Below are 15,681 nucleotides of genomic sequence, written 5' to 3'. Positions count from 1 at the left end.
GATCGCCCTGAGCGATCCGTCTTTTTTGTGTGAAACGATCATAGAGCACATTTGATAATGAGATTTTGCACATATGATGATACAATGAGTTAGCTATTATAAGAGTTAGCTAATTTTTTGAGAAATGAGGTGCGTCGATGTCTTCGACTACAACAAAAACGAATACGACACCTGTCGTCATCGGATTATTGATTGGGATTTTAGTCGCAGCAATGGATAACACGATCGTTGCGACAGCGATGCCGACGATTGTCAGCGAACTGAATGGGTTTGATCAGTATGCATGGGTCACGTCGGCTTACATGATCGCAACCGTTGCCGGAATGCCGATCTTCGGTAAATTGAGTGACATGTATGGAAGAAAACGCTTCTTCCTCTTTGGGATGCTCCTCTTCATGGTGGGAAGTATCTTATGTGGAATGGCAGACTCGATCATTGAATTGTCTGCCTATCGTGCCTTGCAAGGGCTTGGTGGTGGAGCGTTGATGCCGATTGCCTTTACGATCATCTTTGATATCTTCCCGCCGGAAAAACGGGGGAAAGTCAGTGGATTGTTCGGAGCAGTCTTTGGAATCTCGAGTATCTTCGGACCGTTGCTTGGTGCCGTATTGACGGATTCCCTCGACTGGCGCTGGGTGTTCTACATTAATATTCCACTTGGTTTGATTGCCCTTGGTCTCGTGACGGTCTTCTATCAGGAATCATCGGTGCACCGGACACAGAAAATCGACTACGTCGGTGCCTTTACGCTTGTCGCCGGATTGGTGTTATTCTTACTCGCGCTCGAAATGGGTGGCAAAGAGTATGCATGGTCTTCGCCACAAATTCTTGGTCTGTTCGGAGCAGCGTTCGTCGCGTTCGTTGCCTTCGCATTTGCTGAACGACGTGCCGCGGATCCCGTCATTACGTTCAGTCTATTCCGCCGTCGCTTATTTGCGGCAACACAAGGCGTGGCGTTCTTTTATGGATTCGTCTTCATCTCAGCGAGTGTATTCATTCCAATCTTCGTGCAAGGTGTCTTTGGTGGAAGCGCGACGAACTCCGGTCTGATCCTGATGCCGATGTTGATCGCCTCGGTCATCTCGGCGCAACTTGGTGGACAGTTGCCGAACAAGTTTGGATTCCGGAACGTCATGATCGTCTCAGCGGTCTTCTTCCTATTCGGTGTCTATCTCCTTAGTACGATGACGCTTGAGACATCGCGGACAGCGATAACGATTTATATGATCATTCTTGGCTTTGGTGTTGGCTTTAGTTTCTCTCTGTTGAATCTAGCGAGTATCAATGGCATCGAGATGCAACGTCGTGGCGCAGCGACCTCGATGGGCTCGACATTCCGGACAATCGGGATGACGCTTGGTGTCACGGTTCTCGGAATCATCCAATCACGGACGTTCGCGTCAGCTGTAGCGGATCGGTTGCCGCAAGGTGGAGCGCCGTCCGGTGGACAGTTCCCAACGGCTGCTGCGTTTGCGAAGATGCCACCAGAAGTTGCGACAGCAATCAAGACGTCGCTTGCAGAATCGATCTCAACCGTCTATTTCTGGGCGTTGATTCCAGCAGTACTCGGTGTCATCTTTATCTTCTTGATGGGGAACGAGCGTCCGATTTTGTCGGAACAAGCTACTCCCGCGAAGAAGAAACAAGCTCAATAATCACCATTTCAACAACGTCTTCTTTCTTATAAGAAAGAGGCGTTGTTTTTTTGTTGAATTAGACAAAAAAAGACGAACCTGGATTGTTCCAGATTCGTCTGACAAAACTTATTTTTTGATGTCGAAAGTCGTGCTGAGGAAGTCGACGACTTCTTCTGCCGTATCCATATCGAGTACTTGCTCAACGATTGCTTCACACTCTGATTTATTGAGGCGTGTCATCAAGCTACGTGCGCGAAGGACAGATGATGCTGACATTGAGAACTCATCGAGACCAAGACCAAGAAGGATCGGAAGTGCCAATTCTTCTCCTGCCATCTCACCACACATGCCGACCCATTTGCCTGCTTTGTGTGCTTCAGTGATGACGTTGTTCAAGAGGTTCAAGATCGCTGGGTTGAACGGTTGGTACAGGTATGATACTTTTTCGTTCATCCGGTCTGCCGCCATCGTGTATTGAATCAAATCGTTCGTTCCGACAGAGAAGAAGTCGACTTCTTTTGCGAACTGACGAGCCATGACTGCCGTTGCTGGGATTTCGACCATCATACCGACTTCGATGTCTTCCGATACCGTAACGCCTTCAGCTTGGAGGTTTGCTTTCTCTTCAAGGAGAAGTGCTTTTGCAGCACGGAACTCTTCGATCGTTGCGATCATCGGGAACATGACAGCGAGTTTACCGTATGCACTCGCACGAAGAAGTGCGCGTAATTGTGTACGGAACAAGTCTGTTTGATCGAGACAGAGACGGATCGCACGGTAACCGAGGAACGGGTTCATCTCGTGTGGGAGATCAAGGTACGACAATTCTTTATCGCCACCGATATCAAGTGTCCGGATGACGACTTTTTTATCGCCCATAGATTCGAGAACCGTTTTGTAAGCTGTGAACTGCTCATCTTCCGTTGGGAATGTCTCTGCATCCATGTAGAGGAATTCCGTACGGTAGAGACCGACTGCTTCTGCACCGTTATCCAAAACGCCTTTGACATCGTTTGGTGTACCGATGTTTGCAGCGAGCTCGACGTGATGACCGTCAGCCGTCATTGTTTTTTCGTTCTTGAGTTTTTTCCACTCTTCTTTTTGTGCGATGTATGCTGCGCGTTTTGCTTCATACTCAGCAACTTGCTCTTCGCTTGGGTTGACGATGACGTCACCTTCTGCACCATCAAGGATGAGAAGATCGCCGTGTTTAACGTCCGTCAAGACGACTTTTGTTCCGACGACTGCTGGGATTTCGAGTGAACGTGACATGATGGCAGAGTGCGATGTCCGGCCACCAATGTTCGTTGCGAAACCTTTAGCATATTTACGGTTCAATTGAGCTGTATCCGAAGGAGTCAAGTCTTCCGCGATGATGATGACTTCTTCGTTGATTTGAGCTGGAGTGACGAACGTGATACCGAGAAGGTGAGCCATCGTCCGTTTCGTGACGTCACGAACGTCTGCTGCACGTTCGCGCATGTATTCGTTATCCATCGATTCGAAAATCATGACCATCATGTTTGCGACTTCATCGAGTGCTTTTGCAGCATTTGCTTGCTCGTCCTCGATTTTTGCGTTCACCTGACTGACGATTTCCGGATCTTCTAAGATGAGAAGGTGAGCCGAGAAGATCTCCGCTTTATCTGGACCTAATTCTTGTAAGGTATTTTCACGAATGACTTCGAGTTCTGTCTTCGATTTTGCGATCGCTGCTTGGAAACGTTCTTTTTCCGCAGCTGCATCCTCGATTTTGTGCGATGGAATCTCAAAGACCGGTGTTTCCATCACGAATGCTTTTGCAATCGCGATCCCTGCAGAAGCGCCAATTCCCTTGATATGTTGTGCCATGTGCATTACCCTCTTTTCAGTAAGTTTTTTTAACGCGACGACTTCGTTTCTTAGCTATCTATAGATACCCATAAACGCCTCTCTCTTAACGAGCCTTCTGCGCACTCTCCCTTGAATGAAAACGTAGACATTTCTCGGAACAGCAAACGCATCGTTTCTTGAAGTGTCTCAACATTTCACCTGTATAATCCTATCATATTGTGAAACGGGCAACAATTGTTTGAAACCAAGCATTTCGACAAATTGTCGAACAGAAGTAGTGAAAGCGTTTGCGGTCAGTCGAGAGGCTATCAGTTGGAAAATGACTGAAAACACTTCATACTAATAGATACTAGTCAAAGGGGGAGTTTTATATGCAAACGAATCAATCCGTAGATGTACTCGTTGTCGGGATTTCTGGAAATCAACCGCTCGATGAACGGTTACAAGCACTGTATGGTGACAAACTAAAAGAGTGGGTTCGTCAAGGCGATATCTCAACGAAACGAGGAGAACTGCGTCTATTGCCAACGTTAGCGGGCGACGTCGCACGTGTACTGTTCGTTGGACTCGGAAAAGTTGATCAGCTCTCGCAAGACGATTTACGTCGCTTGCTCGGGAAAGCGGCACAGCATGTCAAAGCACGTCGCTTAGAACATGTCACAGTTGACGCAACAACATTCCCAGGGCAACCGGTCGAGCTGATTGCCGAGACATTCACCCTCGCTACATATGAGGTCAAACATTATAAGACGTCGCCTTCGAAAGCATATACGTTACAACTGACGGTCTTACCTTCTGATAACGAAGCCGTCCTTCGTGGTACAGCCTTGGGTGAAGCGACGAACTTAGCGCGTCGTCTCGTAACGATGCCAGGGAATCTTTTGACAGCGCCAGCGCTTGCGGACGAAGCACGTTTCATCGCGGAACGGCATGGGCATGATCTCCGGATCATCGATAAGGAAGAGATGGAAGCACTCGGGATGGGTGCCTTGCTTGCCGTCAACCAAGGATCCGTCATTCCACCGAAATTGATTGTCCTTGAATATAAAGGATCAGCAGAAGCACCAATCGCGGTCGTCGGGAAGGGCGTCACGTTCGATACAGGTGGTTATTCGATCAAACCGAAAGACGGGATCGTCGGAATGAAAGGCGATATGGGGGGCGCAGCAGCCGTTCTTGGTCTGTTCGAAGCACTCGGTCAACTGAAGCCAGATGTTCACGTCATCGGTGTCATTCCAGCAACCGACAACATGATTTCCGGGGATGCCTTCAAGCCGGATGACGTCATCACATCGATGGCAGGAAAAACGATTGAAGTCTTGAACACGGATGCGGAAGGACGACTTGTTCTTGCAGATGCGGTCACGTACGTCAAAGAGTATCAGCCAAAAGCGATCATTGATCTCGCGACACTGACAGGTGGTGTCCTAGTCGCCCTTGGAACGGAAATCACAGGTGCGTTGACGAATGATGCATCACTCTATGAGCGTTTTGAGCAGGTGACGAAAGAGACGAATGAGATGGTCTGGCAAATGCCGTATGTCGATGCCTTCATCAAACAAGTCCGCCGTTCGGAAGTCGCAGACTTGAACAACTCACCGGGACGCATGGGACACATGATCTTCGGTGGTGCGTTCGTCGGCGAATTCGTTGGTGACACACCTTGGCTACACCTCGATATCGCAGGAACATCGGAACAGAATCAAGCGTCTGAGATTGGTCCAAAAGGAGCAACGGGCGTCATGGTCCGTAGTCTGTACCGGTTCGTCGAGCAAGAAAAATGAGACGTTGGAATCTACTCGGCGTCTTGTTGACGATTCTTGCCGTCGTCTGGTATATGGATGCGCGCGACCGTCTATCGCTCGGTCTCGCGACGTTCATCGGTATCTTCACCGTCTTATCACTACTGCGTTCTTTCCGGGAGAAGACGAATGCACGTCATCGGGATTGATGCGGCAAAGGCGGGGTGGGTCGTCGTTATGTACGAAAATGGTCGTTATACGGGATTCGTCGAACCGACGCTTACTCAGATTCCGCTAGCTGACCGGATCTGGATCGATATGCCGATCGGCTTGATGGAAGGACGACGGGAAACGGATCAACTGTTGCGACAGGAATTACGCCCTGGGCGAACGAGCAGTGTCTTCAATGCCCCGTTCCTCAGTGCACTGACAGCTTCTAGCTATATGGAAGCAAATGATTTAGCCAAACAACATGCGGGGATCGGGCTTTCAAAACAAGCGTGGTATCTATTACCGAAAATCAGAGAAGTTCGCAGCGTATATCGAACGGAGATGATTGAAGCCCATCCGGAAGTCTGTTTCGCGCGACTCGCCGGTCATCCGGCACGCTTTTCAAAGAAAACGACCGAAGGCATTGCGGAACGGATTGAATTGCTCGAGCGTTTTGATTGTCCGCCGTTATGGGAACAGCGTCAGTCGCATGTTGCGGTCGATGATTGGCTCGACGCTTGTCTGCTTGCGACGGGCGCCCGTTTTCCGTGTGATTATTTGCCGGCGAGTCGACCGGTGGATCCGGAAGGATATCCGTTATATGCAGCTGTACCAAAAAAATCACCCTCACCGAAATGGTGTGGGTGATCCTTTGACGAAGTCCCAGATATAATGAAAAATCTGGGCGTTGTAGAGTGCTTTTAAGATGACAGCGATCAATGGTCCGAGAATCAGTCCGAAGACACCAAAGAATTTGATCCCGACGAACAGCGCAATCAACGCCGTGATTGGTTGAATCCCGATATTATCGCCGACGATTTTCGGTTCCATGATGTTACGCTGCAGAATGACGAGAGCGTATAGAATCCCGAGTCCAATCGCAAGTGTTGTATTACCCGTGATGATCGAATAGGCAATCCAAGGCAGGAAGACGGAACCGGTGCCAAGATACGGCAAGATATCAAAAAAGGCAGCGATAAAAGCAACTGCGAACGGATGCTCGACACCAATGATGAACAAACCAATCAAGACGATGAAGAACGTGATCGTGATCAACGTGAGCTGCGCTTTGAGATAGCCGAATAAGGCAGATCGTAAGCTCAGGAAGACCGACTCGAAACGAGCGAACCAAGGAAGCATCTCATAGCGCTTCAATCGCATCTCGTACTGGTGCCAATCTTTTGCGATGAAAAACCAAGCAAGTAAGACGATGACGAAAATCAATGCAATCGATGGCAATGTCGCAAGGACCGTCTGTAGCATCATGGCGATACTTTTTGAGCCTTCGCCAATCGCACTCGCAAGTGAACTACCGAGAGATTGGATACTGTTTTGAACCGTATTTTGTTGCGATGGCTCTAGTGAGCGTAAGGCTTCAGAAGCATCGTTCCAGATGGGTGCCAGTTTTTCATTGTACAGCTTTTGAAAATACAGGCTCAACTCTTGGATTTGCGCCGGTAATTGGTTGGCGACAAATACAAGACCGCGAATCAACTGCATGATGATCAAGGCGAGCGAACCAACTAATAAGCCACTGATCAAAATGATGGACAACAACGCACCCCATCCGCGAGTGATTCGTAACCGCTTTTGGAAAAAATCGACGAGCGGTCGACTCAAAAGGGCAAGCAGAAACGCAAAGACAAACGGATACAAAATGGACGAGAGGCGGATGAGTAACCATCCACCAACTAAGAAGGCGAAGATCACCGTCAGGAACCGGGCCATTTGCCAAAGACGTTCAGTCGACACAAGCAACACCTCTTACTGAATTATGTAGAATTAATTGATATCATCATATCATGTTTAGATAGGTTACGAGTCATTCAAAAGGAGGAGATCTCGATGCGTAAAAGAGAAATTGGACTAATTGCTGCGTTGATTGCTGCGACATCTGTCGGAATCCGAGAATGGAAGAAAAACCAGGCATTTACGCAACGCGTTAAACAAGAGACAGAAATGCACGTACGCCAGGCAATCGTGGAGGGTCAGACAGATGGAACAGATGAAGACACTGCAACAAAAGGTTGATGCGACGATTCGCTCACTCGGTGGTTATTTTCGACCGCTATCTGGTCTCGCGCGCCTGACGGAAGAAGTCGGTGAAGTCGGAGAAGCACTGGAACAAAATGATTTAGAAGCCCTTCGTTTTGAACTTGTCGACGTCTTGATGATCTCGACCTGTCTTGCGAACCAATACGTGACGGATCTTGCAGCACAGCATGAGACGCTCGGTACAGTAAATGATGATCAGGACGGTTCGTTTTATCGACTCGTGCATGAGGCCGGACAAATCGCACGTGTCATGAACGGTTATGAAGGGGACAAACCACCGAAAGCGAAAGACACGATTGTTCCGATTGGTCATTCCTTAGCACGTCTGCAACGCGAACTGTTTCGGTTAGCACGACCACTTCAACTTGATTTACTGACAGAAATCGACCGGACGAATGAAAAGAATCTGAAGCGGGATAAAACACGCTTCGCGTTGACGCGTGATCCCATCACGGAAGAGACGATTGATCATTTCCGAAGTGCGACAGGAAGCGAGGCACGCCTCTGGGGAGCCCCTGTGTACGAGGAGAACCAAACGATAGAGGATAACATGGAAGCAGCATTGCCGTCACTCCGGCGTTTTCTCCGATGTGCGACGATTGAGGGGATCGAGGCATTCGTCTTCGAAGCACCGATGGAACGCTCGCGTAGTTTGGTTGAAGTGAAAGAACTAGCGGACGAAATGGGACGCTTGATCAAAGAGCGGACACCGCTTGACTTCAAGGATTCACCGTATCGCTTAGAAGTCTTTGCGCCACAACTCGGTCCGATCTCGCCGTATCATGCGGAAGACGACCATCGAATGTTTCTCGTTCTCTATGTAGACTAAAAAATGATCCGCCTGCTTCTTTGAGCAAGGCGGATCATTTTTTAATGTGAATGAGACGATGCTGCCTCATCTTGAGCCTGCCATTTTTTCATGAAGCGATGAATCCGAGCGATCGCTTCTTGCAGTTGTTCAATCGAACTCGCATAACTCGCCCGGACATAACCTTCACCGCTTGCTCCGAAGACGGATCCTGGAACGACGGCGACGCGCTCAGCGAGTAACAATTGCTCAGCGAACTGCTCGCTCGTTAGTCCGGTATGACCGATGTACGGAAAGGCATAGAAGGCGCCACCCGGTAAGTGTGTCGGGAGACCCGCATCGTTTAATGCCTTAACGAAGTAGTTCCGGCGTTGACGATAACTCGTCACCATGTCAGGGACCGTTTTATGACGAGAACGCAGTGCTTCAATGCCCGCGAATTGAACGAGTGTCGGGGCACACATCATCCCGTATTGATGGACCTTCAGCATCGATTGTGTGATTGCAGGTGGCGCACAAGTGAAACCGAGCCGCCATCCTGTCATCGCGAAGGCTTTCGAGAAACCGTTGATGATGATCGTCCGCTCTCGCATACCGGGAAGGGTCGCAAAGCAGATCGCTTCCGTTTCGTAGGACAGTTCCGCATAGATTTCGTCACTGATGACATATAGATCATGCTTTTGGACGAGTAAGGCTAGGTCCGCTAATTGATCGCGCGACATCGTCGAGCCTGTCGGATTCGATGGGAAACAGAAAATGATCGCTTTCGTCTTATCTGTCAGCAATTGTTCGATCGTTTCCGGTTGAATCGCAAAACCGTCTTCTGCATGACACGCAGCGGCGACAGGAATGCCTCCAGCGAGTTCGATCAAGGGAGCATACGAAACGAATGCCGGTTCGACGACGATGACTTCATCTCCTGGATTGATCAAACTACGAAAGGCAAGGTCGAGTCCCTCTGATGCTCCAGTCGTAACGATGATTTCTTCCGTCGTCGAATAGGAGATGGTGAATTTTTCTTGCATATAGAGCGCGATTTCCTGACGTAACTCGAGTAAACCGGCGTTGGCACTATACGCTGTATAACCTTGCTCGAGTGCTGCGAAGCTCGCTTCGCGAACATTCCATGGCGTGACGAAATCAGGTTCGCCGACACCAAGGGAGATGACGTCTTCCATCGATCCTGCTAAATCAAAGAAACGACGGATGCCGGATGGGGCTAACTGTTCGACACGTTCAGATAGAGACTTCATGGAGACACCTTCAATCGTTTGTCATCATCATCCTGACTGAAGAGAACACCATCGTGCTTGTAGGTCTTCAAGCGGAAATGGGTCGTCGTCGAGATGACGGAGTCGAGCGTCGATAATTTTTCCGAGACGAATTGAGAGACTTCTTGTAGCGATTTGCCATCAAGTACGACTTGTAAGTCGTATGCGCCCGACATCAGATAAAGGGACGTCACTTCCGGGAAACGATGGATGCGCTCCGCTACCTCGTCAAACCCGCGTCCGCGTTTCGGTGTGACTTTGACATCGATGAAAGCTGTCACGCCATGATGGGCATGAATCTTTTGCCAGTCGATGACAGCGGTGTAACCGAGTAGGACACCGTCGCGTTTGAATGTCTCGATGGAAGCTGCTACTTCTGACGCTTCCCAGTCGAGCATTTGCGCAAGCAAGTCCACGTCCATCGGACCATTTTGTGTTAATAATGCTAATAATTCGAGTTGTTTTTCGGTGTACATGGGATCACTCACTTTCTGTCAATTGACCATTGAAGGTACGGCGGGTCTGGCGCAATCGTGCGCGTCGCTCAGCCTGGACGATATGGAAGTTCTTCATTTCATTTGTCGGAAGTTGGTGTTTTTCAACGAGGCGTTCAAAAAAGACACGTCGCGCTGCATCCTGACGCGCGGATTCATGATTACCCGACGGATTGAAAGCATATAAGACGGTCGCGCGCGCCGGATGCAGTATTAAATGATCCTTGCCGACGCGTAAGATCCAATCCCAGTCCCAGTAGTTGAAGACGTCCTCATCAAATGGACCGAGTTGATCGTGGAGCGATTTACGATAGAGTGACCCGGACGGAATGTACGTCGAGTCTTCTCGAATCGTCTCCGGATCGTACGGATACGCGAATGGCTCAGAATCGATTGCAATCCGGTGATCCTCTTCCCAGCGGTACGTAAAGAGTTCCGCGTCCGTATAGGTGAGGTCGGCACCAGCTTCGAGATCGCCGACCGCTTCTTCGAGGTGACTCGGTAATAAGAGGTCGTCATCGTCATGAAGTAAGATATACCGACCGGAAGCGAGCGTGACACCATGATTTCGAGCACGAACATGGTGGTTTTCAGGTAACTCGACATAGGTCAGTTGAAGACGGTCCTGATACGCAGTCGTCAATGCTGAGACATCGTCTCCATTATTGTTTAAGACGATGACTTCGAAGTCTTGATAGTGTTGACGCGTCAACGCTTCTAGCGCTTCTGCTAGTTCACGAGGACGATTGTACGTCGGAATGATGATGGATACGGTTGGCATCAGTGATCGCTCCTTGAACAAAGACACCTGTCCAGGAACAGGTGTCTTCTTGTTTTTTACATGTTTGCTTCAATGCGTGGTAGCAGTTCGTTCCATTCTGCTTCTGGTTCTTTCGTAACCGTCACGAAGTCGCCGTAAGCGAATAGATTGTCGATGCCATCAAGGGCGATCAATGATGCGAGCAACGCATCTTCAGGTGTATCTTCTTTTTTGACACTCGTACTTTTAGCGCCGAAGCGTTGTTCTTCGAGCGTGATTTTGACGGAATTCGGATTTGGTGTGTAATCGACTTGCATGAGGTAAGCTCCTTTCAACGTACATACGTATATGCCGTCTTTTCGTGATAGATGGATTGAATCCTTCTTCCTGATAGACGGAAGATCGATACGTTCAGTATATCAGAAAATTCGAAGAGAATATTTTTCTTCTAGTAGGAGAAATGGACCATCTTTATTTTAACGGTTCACTTGACCTTATAATACATTTTACTCGCTATCTCAATATATCTCAAAAGGCGTCATGATGCCTTTTTCAAATTGTTTGACCTGAATTTCAAAGCAAGGGGTTATTTTTTTGAATTTCAGTGATAACCTATATCTTGTAGATTAACAGGTTTAAAAACGCTAAAAACGTCTATATATAGAGTGAGAGTTGTAGAGTTCCTTCTATATGTAGGACGTCTTTTTTTAGTTTAGCGTATTTCATCGTGTAATGCGAACCTGTTTAACGATAGAGAATGGGAGTGGTTCATAGTGGCATCTCCACTGAATACAGCACGCATCTTTAAGGGTGCAATGACAATAGAAGACGTATATGTCGTGATTAGACAAGCAACGGAAACGTATCCGGAGCTTGATATCGACCGCTATACTGAACGTGCCATCCGAGCGCTTGAAGGAAAATCCCTACAAGCCGATCAAGTCTATGAACTGTTAACGATGCACGCACTCGATATGTTGAAGGCAGAAGAGCCGAACTGGACATTCGTAGCGACAGCGACTTACTTAAATCGGTTATACCTTGAAGCAGGTGAAAATCGCGGATATGCAGCAGAAGAACGGTATGGTTCGCTGTATACGCTGATTGAAAAACTGACAGAAATCGGCATCTTCACGAAACATTTACTAGATGCGTATTCGAAGGAAGACATCAACGAACTGTCGGCAACGATCGATCCATCCCGCGACCACTTGTTCACATACATTGGTCTTCGAACACTGGCAGACCGGTACCTCGCACGTGATCACGTCAAAAACTTGTACGAGCTACCACAAGAACGATTCATGGTCATCGCGATGACACTGATGCAGAACGAACCGAAAGAACGTCGTTTAGAACTCGTCAAAGAGTCTTACTGGGCATTGTCGAATCTCTACATGACAGTTGCGACTCCGACGCTTTCGAACGCTGGTAAGTCTTACGGTCAACTTTCTTCATGTTTCATCGATACAGTCGATGATTCGCTACGTGGCATCTACGACTCGAACACGGACGTGGCGACACTCTCTAAAGGTGGCGGCGGAATCGGCGTCTACATGGGTAAGATTCGCTCACGCGGATCAGACATCAAAGGCTTCAAAGGCGTCTCAAGTGGTGTCATCCCGTGGATGAAACAATTGAACAACACGGCAGTCAGCGTCGACCAGCTTGGTATGCGCCAAGGATCGATCGCGGTGTATCTCGACATCTGGCATAAAGATATCCTCGAATTCCTGGACGCGAAGCTCAACAACGGGGATGAGCGACTTCGGACACACGACTTGTTCACAGGCGTCAACTTACCGGACCGTTTCATGCGTGCCGTCGAAGCACGAGAAGACTGGCATTTATTTGACCCACACGAAATTCGGACAGTCATGGGCTTTAGCCTCGAGGATTACTTCGATGAGACGGAACAAGGTGGCAGCTTCACGGAACGATACGAAGCGTGTGTCAACGAGCCACGCCTCAGCAAAAAAACAGTTCCAGCAATCGATCTCGTCAAACGCTACATGCGTTCGCAACTTGAGACAGGGACGCCATACATGTTCTTCCGTGACGCCGTTAACCGTGCGAATCCGAATAAACATGCAGGCATGATCTACTCGTCAAACCTGTGCTCAGAAATCATGCAGAACATGAGCCCGACGACCGTGACGGAAGAATACACGGAAGACGGTAAGATCATCGTCACGAAGACACCAGGGGATTTCGTCGTCTGTAACTTGTCATCGATCGCACTTGCACGTGCAGTTCGTTCTGATGTCCTCGAGCGATTGATTCCGATTCAAATGCGGATGCTTGATAACGTCATCGACTTGAATACGATCGATGTCCCGCAAGCACAATTGACGAATCAAAAATACCGTGCCGTTGGTCTTGGGACGTTCGGTTGGCACCATCTGCTCGCGCTCGAAGGCATCCGTTGGGAATCGGTCGAAGCGGTACAATACGCAGACCGTCTCTACGAGAAGATTGCTTACTTGACGATCGATGCGTCGATGCAACTTGCGAAAGAGAAAGGCGCGTACCGTCTCTTCGAAGGTTCAGAATGGCAAACAGGAGAGTACATCAAACGTCGCCACTACAAAACGACGGATGAACTCGATTGGGATCGTCTCCAAGCCGACATCACGGCGTACGGAATGCGTAACGCATACTTGATGGCAGTCGCACCGAACTCATCGACGGCAATCATTGCGGGTAGTACGGCATCGATTGATCCAATCTACAAAAAAGTCTACTCGGAAGAGAAGAAAAACTATAAGATTCCAGTCACCGTTCCAGATTTAACGCCGGAAACGAACTGGTTCTATAAATCAGCGTTTGAAATCGACCAGTTATGGAGCATCCGTCAAAATGCTTCGCGTCAGCGTCACATCGACCAAGCGATCAGTTTCAATCTGTACGTGAAAAATAACGTCAAGGCGAAAGAATTACTCGAGATGCACATGGAAGCGTGGCAACTCGGGATGAAGACGATCTACTACACGCGTTCGACGACGGTTGAAATCGACGAATGTGAATCGTGTTCATCATAAGATAAGGAGGACGATATCATGAAGGCAGCAATCGTATATGCGTCATTGAGTGGAAACACGGAGGAGGTGGCAGAACTCGTCGCGAAGACGTGTTCTGAGATGGGAATCGAGCCGACGATGTTGTTTGCGGATGAAGTGACGACGTATCAGTTAATGCCTTATGATATCGTCTATTTTGGTTCGTATACGTGGGGAGATGGGCAACTACCCGACGATATGCGCGATTGTCTCAGAACCGTTCTAAAGGAGAGTTCGCATGCGATTCCGCAGGCAGCTGTTTTTGGAACAGGGGACAAGATGTTCGTCAAATATTGTCGCGCCGTTGATGAGATGGCCTATCATCTCTCGAAATTCGGTGTACCGCTTGCTGGAGAACTTTTGAAAATCGAACAGTCACCACGCAATCGCCCACATCTCGTCAAGGAATGGACGAAACGGACCATTCTTCAATTACAGCAAGAAGGAGTCGAAGCACATGGAACAGCTACAAAAAATCAAACTGCTTGATGCACGTCATCCAAATCGCGCGACAGCGATCATCGGTGGCGAAACGAGTGCCATCGTCAACTGGAACGACATTGCGTATCCACAGTTTTATTCGATTTACAAACAACTGTTATCGAACTTCTGGATCCCAGATGAGATCTCGATGTCGAAGGACATGCAACAGTGGAATCAATTAAGTGAACGGGAACAGGATGCATTCAAACGAATCATCGGGCTACTCTCGATCCTTGACTCGGTTCAGACACGTTATATCTTGGAATCGGCAATGTTCACGTCGGATTCGTCCGTTCATGCGATTCTCGCAATCATCGCGCAACAGGAAGTCGTGCATAATCAATCGTACAGCTACGTCTTATCCAGCTTAGTTCCATTGGCTGAACAAAACCGGATTTTTGATATCGCGAAAGACGATGACATGGTCATGAAGCGTAATGCATTCATTCTTGATTTATACGAAGATTTCCAAAATGACCGGACTCCAGAGAACTTCGCGAAATCGCTCGTTGCTTCGATCGTTCTTGAAGGAATCAACTTCTATTCAGGCTTTGCCTTCTTCTATAACTTAGCGCGTCACCAAAAGATGGTCGGAACATCGACGATGATCAGTTATATTCAACGTGATGAACTGCAACATTCGTACTTCATCAGCCAATTGTTACGTGCTGTCTTGTCGGAGCATCCGGAAATTGATGCCGATGGCTCATTCACACAATTCGTCTATGACACGTTCAAGCGTGCCGTTGATCTTGAAATCGAGTGGAGCGAATACGTTTTACGTGATTTAGACGGACTTGACGTCAGTGAGATGCGTGATTACGTTAAATATCTCGCGAACAAACGCCTTCGCGTCATCGGTTTGTCGGATCTCTATGAAGGGCACGACGAAGACGTCATGCCATGGATTCGTGCGTATTCAGATGATTCGATGAACGCGACGAAATCGGACTTCTTCGAACAAAAATCACGTTCGTATGCGAAAGTAACCGATGCAAATGGATTTGACGATCTGTAAGTAATAAATAAATCAATTGATGATTGCTTCTACTCTATATTTCCTTTACGCTAGGACAGGTGAGGTTCTGCTCGACTCCTGCGGAAAAACAAGTCATCATGACCCTGGAAGATGCGACGCATCTGAAGCGGCATGAGGGCTTGTCCGCGGAAAGTGAGCAGACCGAGACTGTCCGTTTTTTTTGATAGTCTTATCTGTCTTTCGTCTTTCTCGTTTCAAGCATTACTTTTCTTTGTCACTTAGGTCAATTGAGCAAAAGAACAAAAAAAGGGCCGAACTCGGAAAGTTCGGCAGAATCAGGGGGAATACTT

The 15,681-nt window shown here is 48.3% G+C and carries 15 protein-coding genes; 9 read left to right on the top strand and 6 right to left on the bottom strand.

The features are described 5' to 3' along the window. Nucleotides 1-137: 137 nt before the first annotated feature. Nucleotides 138-1,655 (top strand): MDR family MFS transporter, encoded by a 1,518-nt coding sequence (locus tag KNQ11_RS09045; protein WP_214771190.1) that lies wholly within the window; start codon nt 138-140, stop codon nt 1,653-1,655. A gap of 108 nt (nt 1,656-1,763) precedes the next feature. On the opposite strand, the gene ptsP is transcribed toward KNQ11_RS09045, so the two are convergent. Next, on the bottom strand, nt 1,764-3,488 hold the full coding sequence (ptsP, locus tag KNQ11_RS09040) for a phosphoenolpyruvate--protein phosphotransferase (RefSeq protein ID WP_023469128.1): 1,725 nt from the start codon (nt 3,486-3,488) through the stop codon (nt 1,764-1,766). A 353-nt stretch (nt 3,489-3,841) separates the two neighbouring features. Here ptsP and KNQ11_RS09035 point away from each other — a divergent pair, with 353 nt between their 5' ends. From KNQ11_RS09035 to KNQ11_RS09025, 3 genes are read left to right on the top strand one after another with little or no spacing between them, the layout of a single operon-like run. Next, nucleotides 3,842-5,254 (top strand): leucyl aminopeptidase, encoded by a 1,413-nt coding sequence (locus KNQ11_RS09035; protein WP_214771188.1) that lies wholly within the window; start codon nt 3,842-3,844, stop codon nt 5,252-5,254. Beyond that, nucleotides 5,251-5,421 (top strand): hypothetical protein, encoded by a 171-nt coding sequence (locus KNQ11_RS09030; protein ID WP_156323189.1) that lies wholly within the window; start codon nt 5,251-5,253, stop codon nt 5,419-5,421. The genes KNQ11_RS09035 and KNQ11_RS09030 overlap by 4 nt, the downstream gene beginning before the upstream one ends. Then, entirely contained in the window at nt 5,402-6,070 is a 669-nt protein-coding gene (locus KNQ11_RS09025) for a DUF429 domain-containing protein (RefSeq protein WP_214771186.1), read from the top strand. Before KNQ11_RS09030 ends, KNQ11_RS09025 begins: the two co-directional genes overlap by 20 nt. Here KNQ11_RS09025 and ytvI read toward each other — a convergent pair. Continuing rightward, on the bottom strand, nt 6,050-7,174 hold the full coding sequence (gene ytvI / locus KNQ11_RS09020; RefSeq protein WP_214771183.1) for a sporulation integral membrane protein YtvI: 1,125 nt from the start codon (nt 7,172-7,174) through the stop codon (nt 6,050-6,052). The genes KNQ11_RS09025 and ytvI overlap by 21 nt on opposite strands. Before the next feature lie 93 nt (nt 7,175-7,267). Between ytvI and KNQ11_RS09015 the strand changes: the two genes are divergently transcribed. Together KNQ11_RS09015 and KNQ11_RS09010 are read left to right on the top strand one after the other, a co-directional pair. Next, the gene (locus tag KNQ11_RS09015) at nt 7,268-7,453 is read left to right on the top strand and encodes a hypothetical protein (RefSeq protein ID WP_064299469.1); all 186 of its coding nucleotides are present in this window, start codon (nt 7,268-7,270) and stop codon (nt 7,451-7,453) included. Continuing rightward, a complete protein-coding gene (locus KNQ11_RS09010) occupies nt 7,419-8,306 on the top strand; it encodes a MazG nucleotide pyrophosphohydrolase domain-containing protein (protein ID WP_251139648.1) in 888 nt (295 codons plus the stop codon). The genes KNQ11_RS09015 and KNQ11_RS09010 overlap by 35 nt, the downstream gene beginning before the upstream one ends. A gap of 41 nt (nt 8,307-8,347) precedes the next feature. Here KNQ11_RS09010 and KNQ11_RS09005 read toward each other — a convergent pair whose 3' ends face one another. The 4 genes from KNQ11_RS09005 to KNQ11_RS08990 are packed head-to-tail and all read right to left on the bottom strand — an operon-like array spanning nt 8,348 to nt 11,127. Continuing rightward, the gene (locus tag KNQ11_RS09005; RefSeq protein ID WP_149427745.1) at nt 8,348-9,538 is read right to left on the bottom strand and encodes an aminotransferase; all 1,191 of its coding nucleotides are present in this window, start codon (nt 9,536-9,538) and stop codon (nt 8,348-8,350) included. Beyond that, nucleotides 9,535-10,032 (bottom strand): Lrp/AsnC family transcriptional regulator, encoded by a 498-nt coding sequence (locus tag KNQ11_RS09000; RefSeq protein WP_050678638.1) that lies wholly within the window; start codon nt 10,030-10,032, stop codon nt 9,535-9,537. Before KNQ11_RS09000 ends, KNQ11_RS09005 begins: the two co-directional genes overlap by 4 nt. Before the next feature lie 4 nt (nt 10,033-10,036). Then, on the bottom strand, nt 10,037-10,831 hold the full coding sequence (locus KNQ11_RS08995) for a glycosyltransferase family 2 protein (protein WP_214771180.1): 795 nt from the start codon (nt 10,829-10,831) through the stop codon (nt 10,037-10,039). Nucleotides 10,832-10,887: 56 nt separating this feature from the next. Next, entirely contained in the window at nt 10,888-11,127 is a 240-nt protein-coding gene (locus tag KNQ11_RS08990) for a NifU N-terminal domain-containing protein (RefSeq protein ID WP_023469118.1), read from the bottom strand. A gap of 456 nt (nt 11,128-11,583) precedes the next feature. Between KNQ11_RS08990 and KNQ11_RS08985 the strand changes: the two genes are divergently transcribed. The 3 genes from KNQ11_RS08985 to KNQ11_RS08975 are packed head-to-tail and all read left to right on the top strand — an operon-like array spanning nt 11,584 to nt 15,370. Beyond that, nucleotides 11,584-13,851, top strand: a complete 2,268-nt coding sequence (locus KNQ11_RS08985; RefSeq protein ID WP_023469117.1) for a ribonucleoside-diphosphate reductase subunit alpha — start codon at nt 11,584-11,586, stop codon at nt 13,849-13,851. 18 nt (nt 13,852-13,869) lie between these two features. After that, the gene (locus tag KNQ11_RS08980) at nt 13,870-14,358 is read left to right on the top strand and encodes a flavodoxin domain-containing protein (RefSeq protein WP_023469116.1); all 489 of its coding nucleotides are present in this window, start codon (nt 13,870-13,872) and stop codon (nt 14,356-14,358) included. After that, nucleotides 14,327-15,370 (top strand): ribonucleotide-diphosphate reductase subunit beta, encoded by a 1,044-nt coding sequence (locus KNQ11_RS08975; RefSeq protein WP_035406099.1) that lies wholly within the window; start codon nt 14,327-14,329, stop codon nt 15,368-15,370. The genes KNQ11_RS08980 and KNQ11_RS08975 overlap by 32 nt, the downstream gene beginning before the upstream one ends. Nucleotides 15,371-15,681: the final 311 nt, after the last annotated feature.

It is taken from the genome of Exiguobacterium sp. s39 (assembly GCF_018618925.1).
GTDB lineage: Bacteria > Bacillota > Bacilli > Exiguobacteriales > Exiguobacteriaceae > Exiguobacterium_A > Exiguobacterium_A abrahamii.
The sequence above is the reverse complement of the archived record's forward strand: the minus strand, read 5'-3'. Positions and strand labels throughout refer to the sequence as shown.

What these genes read in the sequence shown, in the direction of transcription:
- KNQ11_RS09045 (WP_214771190.1), top strand. Translation starts at nt 138, where the DNA reads ATGTCTTCGACTACAACAAAAACGAATACGACACCTGTCGTCATCGGA.
- ptsP (WP_023469128.1), bottom strand. Translation starts at nt 3,488, where the DNA reads ATGGCACAACATATCAAGGGAATTGGCGCTTCTGCAGGGATCGCGATT.
- KNQ11_RS09035 (WP_214771188.1), top strand. Translation starts at nt 3,842, where the DNA reads ATGCAAACGAATCAATCCGTAGATGTACTCGTTGTCGGGATTTCTGGA.
- KNQ11_RS09030 (WP_156323189.1), top strand. Translation starts at nt 5,251, where the DNA reads ATGAGACGTTGGAATCTACTCGGCGTCTTGTTGACGATTCTTGCCGTC.
- KNQ11_RS09025 (WP_214771186.1), top strand. Translation starts at nt 5,402, where the DNA reads ATGCACGTCATCGGGATTGATGCGGCAAAGGCGGGGTGGGTCGTCGTT.
- KNQ11_RS09015 (WP_064299469.1), top strand. Translation starts at nt 7,268, where the DNA reads ATGCGTAAAAGAGAAATTGGACTAATTGCTGCGTTGATTGCTGCGACA.
- KNQ11_RS09010 (WP_251139648.1), top strand. Translation starts at nt 7,419, where the DNA reads ATGGAACAGATGAAGACACTGCAACAAAAGGTTGATGCGACGATTCGC.
- KNQ11_RS09005 (WP_149427745.1), bottom strand. Translation starts at nt 9,538, where the DNA reads ATGAAGTCTCTATCTGAACGTGTCGAACAGTTAGCCCCATCCGGCATC.
- KNQ11_RS09000 (WP_050678638.1), bottom strand. Translation starts at nt 10,032, where the DNA reads ATGTACACCGAAAAACAACTCGAATTATTAGCATTATTAACACAAAAT.
- KNQ11_RS08995 (WP_214771180.1), bottom strand. Translation starts at nt 10,831, where the DNA reads ATGCCAACCGTATCCATCATCATTCCGACGTACAATCGTCCTCGTGAA.
- KNQ11_RS08990 (WP_023469118.1), bottom strand. Translation starts at nt 11,127, where the DNA reads ATGCAAGTCGATTACACACCAAATCCGAATTCCGTCAAAATCACGCTC.
- KNQ11_RS08980 (WP_023469116.1), top strand. Translation starts at nt 13,870, where the DNA reads ATGAAGGCAGCAATCGTATATGCGTCATTGAGTGGAAACACGGAGGAG.
- KNQ11_RS08975 (WP_035406099.1), top strand. Translation starts at nt 14,327, where the DNA reads ATGGAACAGCTACAAAAAATCAAACTGCTTGATGCACGTCATCCAAAT.